This window comes from Sphingobium herbicidovorans (genome assembly GCF_002080435.1).
Lineage (GTDB): Bacteria > Pseudomonadota > Alphaproteobacteria > Sphingomonadales > Sphingomonadaceae > Sphingobium > Sphingobium herbicidovorans.
In genome coordinates this window covers 82,123-93,865 of record NZ_CP020538.1, presented here as the reverse complement: position 1 = coordinate 93,865, position 11,743 = coordinate 82,123, and the positions used below count along the sequence as shown (strand labels likewise).

Annotated in this window: 12 protein-coding genes; 6 read left to right on the top strand and 6 right to left on the bottom strand. The window is 58.2% G+C overall.

What is annotated here, in order from left to right:
- Positions 1 to 194 precede the first annotated feature (194 nt).
- Positions 195 to 956 (bottom strand): competence/damage-inducible protein A, encoded by a 762-nt coding sequence (locus B6S01_RS00515; protein ID WP_037466873.1) that lies wholly within the window; start codon positions 954 to 956, stop codon positions 195 to 197.
- Between the two features lie 90 nt (positions 957 to 1,046).
- Here B6S01_RS00515 and map point away from each other — a divergent pair, with 90 nt between their 5' ends.
- From map to glnA, 3 genes are all read left to right on the top strand, one after another.
- The gene (map, locus tag B6S01_RS00510; RefSeq protein ID WP_037466691.1) at positions 1,047 to 1,871 is read left to right on the top strand and encodes a type I methionyl aminopeptidase; all 825 of its coding nucleotides are present in this window, start codon (positions 1,047 to 1,049) and stop codon (positions 1,869 to 1,871) included.
- A gap of 244 nt (positions 1,872 to 2,115) precedes the next feature.
- A complete protein-coding gene (locus B6S01_RS00505; RefSeq protein ID WP_037466688.1) occupies positions 2,116 to 2,454 on the top strand; it encodes a P-II family nitrogen regulator in 339 nt (112 codons plus the stop codon).
- A gap of 101 nt (positions 2,455 to 2,555) precedes the next feature.
- Positions 2,556 to 3,968, top strand: a complete 1,413-nt coding sequence (glnA, locus tag B6S01_RS00500) for a type I glutamate--ammonia ligase (protein ID WP_037466685.1) — start codon at positions 2,556 to 2,558, stop codon at positions 3,966 to 3,968.
- A 462-nt stretch (positions 3,969 to 4,430) separates the two neighbouring features.
- Here the strand turns inward: glnA and B6S01_RS00495 are convergent, their stop codons facing one another.
- On the bottom strand, positions 4,431 to 5,084 hold the full coding sequence (locus B6S01_RS00495; protein ID WP_037466683.1) for a histidine phosphotransferase family protein: 654 nt from the start codon (positions 5,082 to 5,084) through the stop codon (positions 4,431 to 4,433).
- 91 nt (positions 5,085 to 5,175) lie between these two features.
- Entirely contained in the window at positions 5,176 to 5,577 is a 402-nt protein-coding gene (locus B6S01_RS00490; RefSeq protein WP_037466681.1) for a M67 family metallopeptidase, read from the bottom strand.
- Between the two features lie 17 nt (positions 5,578 to 5,594).
- Between B6S01_RS00490 and B6S01_RS00485 the strand changes: the two genes are divergently transcribed.
- The 3 genes from B6S01_RS00485 (at position 5,595) to mtgA (ending at position 8,423) form a co-directional block, all read left to right on the top strand.
- Complete coding sequence (locus B6S01_RS00485) at positions 5,595 to 6,545, top strand: RluA family pseudouridine synthase (protein WP_081570242.1); 951 nt, start codon at positions 5,595 to 5,597, stop codon at positions 6,543 to 6,545.
- Positions 6,546 to 6,622: 77 nt separating this feature from the next.
- Positions 6,623 to 7,534 (top strand): RNA polymerase sigma factor RpoH, encoded by a 912-nt coding sequence (gene rpoH / locus B6S01_RS00480; RefSeq protein WP_037466675.1) that lies wholly within the window; start codon positions 6,623 to 6,625, stop codon positions 7,532 to 7,534.
- Between the two features lie 193 nt (positions 7,535 to 7,727).
- Positions 7,728 to 8,423, top strand: coding sequence for a monofunctional biosynthetic peptidoglycan transglycosylase (gene mtgA, locus B6S01_RS00475; RefSeq protein WP_037466671.1), 696 nt, complete (start codon positions 7,728 to 7,730; stop codon positions 8,421 to 8,423).
- A gap of 196 nt (positions 8,424 to 8,619) precedes the next feature.
- Here the strand turns inward: mtgA and clpX are convergent, their stop codons facing one another.
- The 3 genes from clpX to B6S01_RS00460 form a co-directional block, all read right to left on the bottom strand.
- Positions 8,620 to 9,888 carry an ATP-dependent Clp protease ATP-binding subunit ClpX gene (gene clpX / locus B6S01_RS00470; RefSeq protein ID WP_037466668.1) on the bottom strand — a complete coding sequence of 423 codons (1,269 nt, stop codon included), beginning with the start codon at positions 9,886 to 9,888 and terminating at the stop codon, positions 8,620 to 8,622.
- A 132-nt stretch (positions 9,889 to 10,020) separates the two neighbouring features.
- On the bottom strand, positions 10,021 to 10,656 hold the full coding sequence (clpP, locus tag B6S01_RS00465; RefSeq protein ID WP_037466666.1) for an ATP-dependent Clp endopeptidase proteolytic subunit ClpP: 636 nt from the start codon (positions 10,654 to 10,656) through the stop codon (positions 10,021 to 10,023).
- 87 nt (positions 10,657 to 10,743) lie between these two features.
- Positions 10,744 to 11,721: a glycosyltransferase family 2 protein gene (locus B6S01_RS00460; protein ID WP_037466870.1), complete on the bottom strand. Its 978-nt coding sequence runs from the start codon at positions 11,719 to 11,721 to the stop codon at positions 10,744 to 10,746.
- Positions 11,722 to 11,743 lie beyond the last annotated feature (22 nt).

The window sequence follows — 11,743 nt, the reverse complement described above, 5'->3', positions numbered from 1 at the left end:
GCCAGCCTTTCACCATTGATCGGACGCACGGGCGCCAGGCCCAACATCCAAGAGCTGGAACCAGCCAGCCATTGACGCAGCGCAGCATAGCCCGTGCAGCAGGCGGCATGCAATGCAGCCTGCCGCTTTGCAGCCACATATGGGCGCGGATCAGGGACTTAGCGGGCAGCGAAAAGTGGGATTATATGAGGTTGTCAGATCCCTCCCGTCACCACCGGCCATCCCCCTTCCTCAAGCCGCGAACTCAGTTCCGCAACGCAGAGTTCCAATGATGCCGGATCAGTCGAACGGATCACGAAGTTCGCGCCGGTCTTCCCCTCGCGGAAAAATGGGTAGCTACCAATCTGGCAGTTCTCATGCGCGCGCTCGGTCGCGGCTAACAGGTCGGCGATCTCGCTTTCCGCGACCCAGCATCCGATCTGCGCGGACAGAACCGGCCTTCCCCCTTCCAGGGTGCCGGTTAGCATGTCGAGCATACCCGCCGTGATATGCGGCACGCCCGCCATGATGAAGATATTGCCGTGACGAATACCCGGAGCGCCGGACATGCGGTTCTCGATAAGGTCCGAACCTGCCGGTACTCTCGCCATGCGCAGCCGGGCATCGGTCAGCCCGCCCCGCGTTTCATAATAGCCCTGCAGCATCTCCCGGGCCTGCGGATGTATCTCCACATCCACCCCTAGTGCCATGGCAATCGCATCGACAGTGATGTCATCATGGGTCGGCCCGATGCCGCCGGTTGTGAAGAGGTAATCATTCCGCGCGCGAAGGGTGTTCACGGCCTCCACGATGGCGTCGCTTTCGTCGGCGACCACGCGCACCTCGCGCAGCCGGATACCTTGCACATTCAACCACGCCGCGATCTGAGCGACATTCTTGTCCTGCGTGCGCCCGGACAGAATCTCGTCTCCGATCACGATCAGCGCGGCAGTCCAAATACGTTCAGGGGCTGACATGACGCCGGCCATAGCCTTTGACAGCTCTGCTGCCTAGCCCGCTGCGAACTGGGCCTCGCAATATGCAGGTCGCGCGCATATAATCGGCCCATGACCGAATATATGACGATGACGGCGGACGCGCCGATTTCACGATCGACTGCGATCAAGCTTTATGACGCGGCCGGCTTTGAAGGCATGCGCAAGGCAGGGCGATTGGCTGCAGAGATATTGGACGCACTGGTTCCGCATGTGGCTCCAGGCGTAACCACTGGCGAACTTGATGATATCGTGCGCCGAATGACGCTGGACGGCGGCGGCGTGCCTGCAACGCTCGGCTATCGCGGCTATACGCACAGCTGCTGCATTTCGCTGAACAACGTCATCTGTCACGGCATTCCGGGTGACCAGAAATTGAAAGACGGCGATATTTTAAACATCGATGTGACGCCGCTGGTTGATGGCTGGCACGGCGATACCAGTCGCATGTATATTGTTGGAGAAACATCCATCAAGGCACGGCGATTGATTGAGGTCACCTATGAATGCCTGATGCTGGGCATCGAGGAGGCCAGGCCGGGCAATCATATCGGCGACATTGGCCACGCGATTCAAAAGCATGCGGAGAAGCATCGCTACGGCGTGGTCCGCGACTTTTGCGGGCATGGGCTGGGTCGAGTCTTTCATGACAGCCCGGAAGTGGTTCATGTTGGCCGTCCGGGTACCGGACCGGAACTGCGCCCAGGCATGTTCTTCACTATCGAACCCATGATCAACATCGGCAAGCCGGGAGTGAAGATGATGGAGGATGGCTGGACCGCAGTTACCCGCGATCGCACATTATCCGCACAGTTCGAACACAGCATCGGCATCACTGAGACTGGCTGCGAGATTTTTACCAAGAGCCTGGTCGGACTTGACGCCCCGCCCTATTGAACCAATCTCGAAACTGCCTAAAAAGTAGGCAATTCGTTGGTTCAATGCCCGGTTTTCGAGCAATCTGGACAAAGATTGCCGCATCGCCGAAAGCGATATGTAACGATTCGCCAGTTGGCACGGTAATTGATTGTCGGAAGAGACGTCGCATGTCTCGGGGGGCATGATGATCGTCGCTGGAGTGAGATATTGGGCAGCGGGGATTTCCCGCCATCAAGCGCGCGCGTGAATTGGGAATAGAGTGATGAAAAAGATCGAAGCGATCATCAAGCCGTTCAAGCTCGACGAGGTGAAGGAAGCACTTCACGAGGTGGGCGTGTCCGGCATCACGGTGACAGAGGCCAAGGGGTTTGGCCGCCAAAAGGGCCATACCGAACTCTATCGGGGCGCCGAATATGTCGTCGATTTTCTGCCCAAGGTGAAGCTGGAGGTGGTCGTCGATGACTCACTGGCCGAACGCGTGGTGGAGGCCATCTCCGCCGCCGCGCAGACGGGGCGGATCGGTGACGGAAAGATCTTCATTACATCGATCGAGGGTGCAGTCCGTATCCGCACCGGCGAGCGCGACAGCGACGCGATCTGACTGCCTAGCATTATCTATTCCGTCGGCTTCGCAAGGGGCCGACGAACCGTAACATCCACTACCCCTTCGGGGGGGTATTTTTGAAAGAAGGGCAAGTTCACATGGCCAACACGCCAAAAGACATCCTGAAGATGATCGAGGAAAAGGAGATCGAGTGGGTCGATGTCCGTTTCACTGATCCCAAGGGCAAGTGGCAGCACCTGACCATGGTCGCTTCGGTGCTGGGCGAGGATGAACTGACCCAAGGCCTCATGTTCGACGGTTCGTCGATTGAAGGTTGGAAGACGATCAACGAATCGGACATGATCCTGAAGCCCGACCTGGACGCGGTCTATGTCGATCCGTTCAGCGCCACCCCGATGCTGATCCTGTTCTGCGACATCGTGGAACCCGACACGGGCGAACTCTACAGCCGCGATCCCCGCTCGACCGCCAAGCGCGCCGAGGCGTTCGTGAAATCGGCAGGTTTCGGCGACACCGTTTATGTCGGCCCCGAAGCCGAATTCTTCATGTTCGACGATGTGCGCTTCGAAAATGACTATTCGCAGAGCTATTTCAAGATCGACGACATTGAACTGCCGACCAACACCGGCAAGGAATATGAGGGTGGCAACCTGGGCCACCGCCCGCGCGCCAAGGGCGGCTATTTCCCCGTCGCTCCGGTCGATCCGGCTACCGACATCCGCGCCGAGATGGTTTCGACCATGCTCGAAATGGGCCTGCCGTGCGACAAGCACCATCATGAAGTCGCCGCCGCCCAGCACGAGTTGGGCCTGACCTTCGGTACGCTGGTCCAGACCGCTGACCGCATGCAGATCTACAAATATGTCGTGTGGAACGTCGCGCAGGCGTACGGCAAGACCGCAACCTTCATGCCGAAGCCGATCGCGCAGGATAACGGTTCGGGCATGCACACCCACATGTCGATCTGGAATGGTGGCAAGCCGCTGTTCGCAGGCGAAGGCTATGCTGGCCTGTCGGATATGTGCCTCTACTTCATCGGCGGCGTCATCAAGCATGCCAAGGCCCTGAACGCGTTCACGAACCCGACCACCAACAGCTATAAGCGTCTGGTGCCGGGCTTCGAAGCTCCGGTTCTACTCGCCTACTCGGCTCGTAACCGTTCAGCTTCATGCCGTATCCCCTATGGTGCGGGCGCGAAGGCGAAGCGCGTCGAATTCCGTTTCCCCGACGCGATGGCTAACCCCTATCTCTGCTATTCGGCTCTGCTGATGGCTGGCCTGGACGGCATCGAAAACAAGATTCATCCGGGCGCCGCGATGGACAAGAACCTTTACGACCTTCCGCCGGAAGAGCTGAGCCAGGTGCCGACCGTCTGCGCCTCGCTGCGTGAAGCGCTGGACTCGCTGGCCGCAGATCATGATTTCCTTCTGAAGGGCGATGTGTTCACCAAGGACCAGATCGAAGCCTATATGGAACTGAAATGGCCGGAAGTGTATCGCTGGGAAATGGCTCCCTCGCCGGTCGAATTCGACATGTATTACAGCTCCTGATCTATCAGAGGCTAAAAAGACAATGGCCCGGGCGCAAGAGCGTCTGGGCCATTTGCTTTTGGTAGCACCGTGCAATTCTATGCAAAACCATCGACCAATTTGACCGCTAAATCGCCCGATTAACGAAGGCTAAATACACCCCCCTGGATCGTAAAATTGCTGGACAATGCCAAGTCGGCTCACTCGGAAATCATAGCGAGCATCATTGTCGCGATGCTGTTTCACCCGGGGCGACATCCAACATCTACGGCATACGGCCCATGTCGCGTGTCCAACTGGCAGGACCAGTGTAGGGCAAAATTTCCCCACTGTCGGCGGTCTTGGCAGACCTCACAGAGGGCGATACCAGTCCGCCAGGCGGCTTAGCCACCGTTAAAACCTGCGCTGCGAAGAATGAACGGCTTCGGTTGAGTTCGCGCAACGACGCTGCTTACAACGCCACGGCGCGCCTCCCTAATGGCGTCAGCCCCGTTCGGGAATGGAAGCGCCAAAAAGCAACATAGGCTCACCCGCTGGGGAAAGTGCAATATCACCGCCAGCGTTCGTCACCAAACTACGCACCATCCATGCGGCAGCCGTGCGTGAAGCAAGCCCCTCCGGCGGCAGGGCGCCCGCAAGCGCAGCGCGCAAATCCGGGTCGAGCACCAGCTTGGGACCTTCGGCGCGCACGACGATTTCCGTGACGCCCGGCCGCTTTTCGGCGCCGATATCCAATTGGCCGCCACGCACCAGCGCGTCACCCGCGATCAGGGCAAGGTTCAGCAACACCTTTACCGGCAGCTTGTCGAGCATGTCGTCCTCGACTAGCCAGCCGATCTTTACCCGGCCCGCGCCAGAGAACATGCCCTCGATCGCCACGCGCGCTTCATGCGTAGGGACAGCGTCGCCAAAGCCACCCGCCGAACCGAAAGCCAAACGGAAGAATTTAAGCTTATTGGCGGAGGTCTTGGCACTATCGGCTAACAGATCAAGGCACCGTTGACGCATTTCAGGATCGGTCTCATCCGCCATCAGTTCCAGACCGTTGTTGAGTGCGCCCACCGGACTCAATAGATCGTGGCAGAGGCGCGAACAAAGCAAGCTGGCAAATTCGATGCTGTCGGTCGGATTGGTCATGAAGGTGCTGCTGCCGAATAATGGATTGAGGCGATGACAGGCTAATGCGCTGCCGGGATGGCGGATGCAACCCCAGCCCGCCGTCTTTGCGTCACATGATATCGAGCGCCACGCCATTAAAGGCCGCCTTGCCTCCCTCAATTCCAGTGGCGACCCAAAGCCGCGCTTCGCCACCACCTATTATCAGCCAAAGGCTGCCATCAGGCGCAGCGCAGGCAGCGTCGGTCGAGGACGGCTCAGGGCGACCGCCGGGATGCGAGTGGTAATGACCAAGGACAGTTGGCCCACCCGCGCGAGCAGACTTGTGAGCAGCAAGAAGCGTTCGGGGGTCCAGCTCAAAATGCCGCGCCGGGTCAGCAGCCACGTTGGCGGCGGGGCAGATGTCGTGAATCCAGCCCGGAGAACCCAGCAACAGCCCGCATATCTCACGATGATCCGCAGCCGCCAAGGACAGTATCTGGTCCATCAGCGACCTTGAAATGTGCACCCTCATTCCTACATGCTTACCCAATGGGTTCGGGGGATTCCATCATCGAAACGACGATTGGCGAGGCGCAACATGGACAGCGGCTCGACAAGGCGCTTGCCGATCTGTTGCCAGCGCTTTCCCGCGAACGGCTGAAGAGCCTGATTGTCGAGGGTCGGGTGTCGGCAGAGGGTCGCACTCTCAATCCTTCCATGAAAGTGCTGTCGGGGCAGGTTTTCACTGTCACGGTGCCCGCGCCTGTCGAGGCCGAGGCCGCGGCACAAGATATCCCGCTCATTATCGTACATGAAGATGCCGATCTCATCGTGGTGGATAAGCCCGCGGGACTGGTCGTGCACCCTGCGGCGGGTAACCTTGATGGAACGCTGGTCAACGCCCTGCTTCACCATTGTCGGGGCCACCTGTCTGGAATTGGCGGCGTCGCTCGCCCCGGCATCGTCCATCGCATCGACAAGGATACTTCTGGCCTTCTGGTCGTTGCCAAGTCTGACAAGGCTCATGAAGGGCTGGCTCAACAGTTCAAGGCGCACAGCATCGACAGACTCTATGCAGCGGCGGTGTATGGCATACCCCCGATAGCTGCCGGAACGATCGATACCTGGATCGGGCGGTCTGACTCCGACCGCAAGAAGATGGCGGTACAGCGAGAAGGACGTGGCAAACACGCCGTCACCCATTATCGCGTCACGGATCGGTTTCGCGGCGCGGCGCTTGTAGAATGTAGACTGGAAACTGGGCGCACCCACCAGGTACGCGTCCATATGGCACATCTTGGCCACCCCTTGATCGGGGATCCCGTTTACGGTAGAGAAAGAAAAGGTTTCAAATCAATACTGGAAACTCTAGGTTTCAAAAGGCAGGCATTGCACGCAAAACGGCTCGGGTTCATACACCCAATAACGGGGCAAAAACTCAGCTTTGACAGTGCACTCCCTGCCGATATGCAGGAACTGTTAAGCGAGCTTCTCGTATAGATTTTGACAAGTTTGCGACGGTGCGTTGGACGCCTCTTCTGGGTCCCACCGCGCATGAAAGGGAAAGGTGAAGCGACATGGCTAATAAAAGCAATGTCCCCGCGGTGCCGACGCTGGGCGGCGAAGCCAGCCTCAACCGCTATCTCTCGGAAATCCGCAAGTTTCCGATCCTGACGCCTGAGCAGGAATATATGCTCGCCAAGCGTTATGCCGAACATCAGGATCCTGAAGCGGCGGCTCAATTGGTGACTTCGCACCTGCGCTTGGTGGCAAAGATCGCCATGGGTTATCGCGGCTATGGCCTGCCGGTCAGTGAGTTGATCAGCGAAGGCAATATCGGCCTGATGCAAGGGGTGAAGAAATTCGAGCCGGATCGCGGCTTCCGCTTGGCTACCTACGCCATGTGGTGGATCCGCGCGTCGATACAGGAATTCATTCTTCGCAGCTGGTCGCTCGTGAAAATGGGCACCACCGCCGCACAGAAGAAGCTGTTCTTCAACCTGCGGCGTATGAAGAATAACATCGAAGCATTCGAGGACGGTGATCTGCACCCCGATGACGTCAAGAAGATCGCGACCGATCTCGGCGTCTCCGAAGAGGATGTGGTATCCATGAATCGCCGTATGGCGATGGGTGGTGACACATCGCTCAACGTCCCAATGCGCGAAGATGGCGAGGGCCAGTGGCAGGACTGGTTGGCTGACACAGACCCGCTTCAGGACGAACGCGTCGCGGAGGAACAGGAAAAGACAATGCGTCACGACATGCTTGTCGAGGCGATGGACGATCTTAATGATCGGGAGAAACATATCCTGGCCGAACGACGCTTGGCCGAAGAGCCCAAGACTCTGGAAGAATTGAGCCAGGTCTATGGCGTGTCACGCGAGCGCGTACGCCAGATCGAGGTTCGTGCCTTCGAAAAGCTGCAAAAGGCCATGATGCGCATCGCAGGCGATCGGATCGGCAAGATGCGCCTCGCTCTGGCCTGAGGCTTATGATCGTTGGATGAGAAAAGCCCCGGAACAGCTCCGGGGCTTTTTGTTTGCGCTGTCAGAGGCTTCTGGCTTAATAGCCGTTCCGTTTATGACACATGCTTCCAAAATATGATGAATGTCTCCCGGACGCGTCTTGGCCGCTATTGTACAGCTTGAACGCTCCTGTGATCGCGCTACGACTGGCCGGATGAGCCGTTCCTCTGCCGCACTCCGCCACCGCCCTCGCTGGAGTCGCGTGATACTCAAAATCATCGGCGGCTTTGTCGCGTTCTCGCTACTGCTGGTACTGATTTATCGTTTTGTGCCACCGCCGGTAACGCTGACCATGATGTTCGACGCTAACGGCATCACCAAAGATTGGCTAAGCATAGACGAGATCGACCCCGATATGGCGCGCGCAGTGATCGCGGGCGAAGACAGCCGCTTTTGTAGCCATCACGGTTTTGATGCTGTCGCAATAGCTCAGGCAATGCGACACAATGCAAGCGGCGGCCGTATCCGCGGCGGATCGACTATCAGCCAGCAAACTGCGAAAAATGTATTCCTGTTTCAGGGTGGCGGCTTCATCCGCAAGGGATTTGAAGCATGGTTCACCATATTGATCGAGGCGATCTGGGGCAAGCGACGGATAATGGAAGTCTATCTGAACGTCGCAGAGACCGGCATCGGCACCTATGGCGTGCAGGCAGGCGCAATGCGCTATTTCCGTCACGGCGCAGGGCAACTAACCAGAGCGGAAGCAGCCCGGATCGCAGCCGTGCTACCCCTGCCCAAGAAGCGCGCAGCCATCACGCCTCGCGGGTTCACGCGGAGCTATGGGAACAGCATCGCCACCCGTATCGGCATAGTGCAGCGGGATGGGCTGGATAGCTGCGTACGATGAGATGCGCGGACGTGAACCGGCGACCCCGCTCAATAGTTATCGCGATTACCGCTCCGCCATCGATCGATCTGAACACAGCCCGCCAATAGTTCGCTAGCCATATAAGGCCCTGTTGCACCAGCAATCCACGAGCTGCACCTAATGAAAAACCCGCCTGGTTTATCCAGACGGGCCTTTCACATGCATGAGGAAAAATTCAGGCCGCGTCTTCGGCGCGCTTGTCTTTTTCACTGAAAACACGGATCGGTTCCTTGGTCCCAGCGACGACATCCTTATCGACGACGACTTCGCCAACGCCTTCCATGGAAGGCAGGTCGAACATAGTGTCGAGCAGGATCGCTTCCAAGATCGAACGCAGCCCACGCGCGCCGGTCTTGCGTTCGATCGCCTTCTTGGCAATCGCCGTCAACGCATCGTCTGTGAAGCTAAGTTCAACATTTTCCATGTCGAACAGCTTTCCATACTGCTTGACCAGTGCGTTCTTCGGTTCGACGAGGATCTTGACCAAGGCGGTCACATCCAGATCTTCGAGCGTCGCGATCACCGGCAGGCGGCCGACAAACTCAGGGATCAAGCCGAACTTCAGCAGATCTTCCGGTTCGCTCTGGCGTAGCAATTCGCCCGTCTTGCGCTCCTCAGGAGCTGCGACATGGGCGCCAAAACCGATCGACTTTGCTTCCAGTCGATCGCCGATGATCTTTTCAAGACCCGCGAACGCTCCTCCGCAGATGAACAGGATGTTGGTCGTATCAACCTGCAGAAACTCCTGCTGCGGATGCTTGCGCCCACCCTGGGGAGGCACGCTCGCGGTCGTGCCCTCCATCAGCTTGAGCAAAGCCTGCTGCACGCCCTCGCCAGATACGTCACGAGTGATCGACGGGTTTTCGGCCTTGCGACTGATCTTGTCGATTTCGTCGATGTAGACGATGCCGCGCTGTGCCTTTTCAACATTATAATCGGACGCCTGAAGCAGCTTGAGGATGATATTTTCCACATCCTCACCCACATAGCCCGCTTCGGTAAGCGTGGTTGCATCGGCCATGGTGAACGGAACGTCGAACGTCTTAGCCAGCGTCTGCGCCAGCAACGTCTTGCCGCAACCCGTCGGACCTACGAGCAGGATGTTCGACTTCGCCAGTTCCACCTCGCCCGGCTTCGAACCGTGGTTCAGGCGCTTATAATGATTATGCACAGCGACCGAAAGGACACGCTTCGCCCGGTTCTGACCAATCACATAATCGTCCAGAACATCGCAGATTTCCTGCGGGGTCGGAACGCCCCCATCCTTTTTGCCGACAAGACCACCCTTAGTCTCTTCGCGGATGATGTCGTTGCACAGTTCCACGCACTCGTCGCAGATGAATACGGTCGGCCCCGCGATGAGCTTCCGCACCTCATGCTGCGACTTGCCGCAGAAGGAGCAGTAAAGCGTACTTTTTGAATCGGAGCCCGTAAGCTTAGTCATTCGCCAATCTTTCCTCCCTGCCCTTCGCGGAAACCACCGCTGGCTAGGGATGTTCTGGTCCTAGGATCATCCTAGACCGCGTCACGCCGGTTTCACAAGGGGAGAAAACGGCATGCGCGATTAAGATCCATGTCAACCTTCCGACGTATCCGCAGCGACCGGACGACGATCAAAAACCTCATCCACCAGACCGAACGCCTTTGCTTCGTCCGCTTCCAGGAACGTGTCGCGATCCATCGCCCGTTCGACATCTTCCAGCGATTTGCCGGTGTATTTGACATAAAGATCGTTCAAGCGGCGGCGAATCCTGAGGATTTCCTTGGCCTGGATTTCGATGTCTGAAGCCATGCCCTGGGCGCCCCCAGAGGGCTGGTGCACCATGATGCGCGCGTTCGACAGAGCGATACGCTTGCCCGGCTCGCCCGCCGCCAGCAGGAAGCTGCCCATTGAGGCAGCCTGGCCGATGCATACGGTGCCGACCTGCGGACGGATATATTTCATCGTATCGTGGATCGCCATGCCGGCCGTCACCACGCCGCCGGGCGAGTTGATGTACATCCATATGTCCTTCTTCGGATTTTCCGACTCGAGGAAGAGCAACTGGGCGACGATCAACGACGCCATATGATCCTCCACCTGGCCGGTCACGAAGATGATCCGTTCGCGCAGCAGGCGGGAATAAATATCGAAACTGCGCTCACCGCGATTGGACTGCTCAATAACGATAGGAACCAGCGCGGCCATGGGATCAGACATGATATCGGTCATTTTGCTCTTTCAAGGTGATTTTGCCCGACCTCTACATCGGCACAAAAGCGGAAGGGTTCAAGGGGGGCCGTGAAGACGGCCAGTGCTTCAGCCGCGCAATCCAAAATCGGATGGAGCCCGGAAGGCGAGATAGGCTAGACGTCGCACTTCCCGGCGTCCTCGCACGACTGTATCCAGAATCAGTCCGCACATGCCCGAAAGCGTCGCCAGGATCATCAGGCCGGTCACAAGAATCGCCGTCGGAAATCGTGGAACGAGCCCCGTATCGAGATAGGTCGCGATCAGCGGCACCGCCAACATCAACCCCACCGAAGCCAAAAGCGCGGCGATTAGGCCAAAGAACAAAACCGGCCTTTCGACGCGGAACAGGGTAAAGATCGTCCGCAGTATACGCCATCCATCGCGATAGGTGGAGAGCTTGCTGACCGATCCTTCCGGCCGCGCGCCATAGGCGGTCATGACCTCTGATACAGGCATGGCCAGTTCCAACGCATGGACGCTGATCTCGGTTTCTATTTCGAAGCCTGCCGAAAGCACGGGAAAGCTTTTCACGAAACGCCGTGAAAACACCCGATAGCCCGACAATATGTCGGTGAAGCTGCGACCGAAAAGCTGCTGGAGCAGACTGGTGAGTGCCCAGTTCCCGAAGCGGTGCCCCCGCCGATAAGCTTCGTCCACTTCGCTTCTACGCGCGCCAACGACCATGTCGAGATTGTCTTCCAGCATCGCTGCGACGAGCCGGGGCGCTGCGGCTGCTTCATATGTCGCATCCCCATCGGCCATGACATAGATGTCAGCGTCCACATCGGCAAACATGCGGCGGACGACATGGCCCTTGCCCTGCTGAGCCACGCGCCGGACGATCGCGCCCGCAGCGGCGGCCAGTTCGCGGCTTGCGTCAGTGCTGTTGTTATCGAATACATAGACCTCGGCCGCAGGTAGCGCGCGACGAAAGTCCTCCACCGTCTGCACGATTGCTCCAGCTTCATTATAGCAGGGTAGAATCACGGCGATCCGCGGGCCTTCGAGCCCCTGCCCGCTTGCTACTGCCGGAAATTCCTTCATCAGCCCCCACACCTTCCGCCGA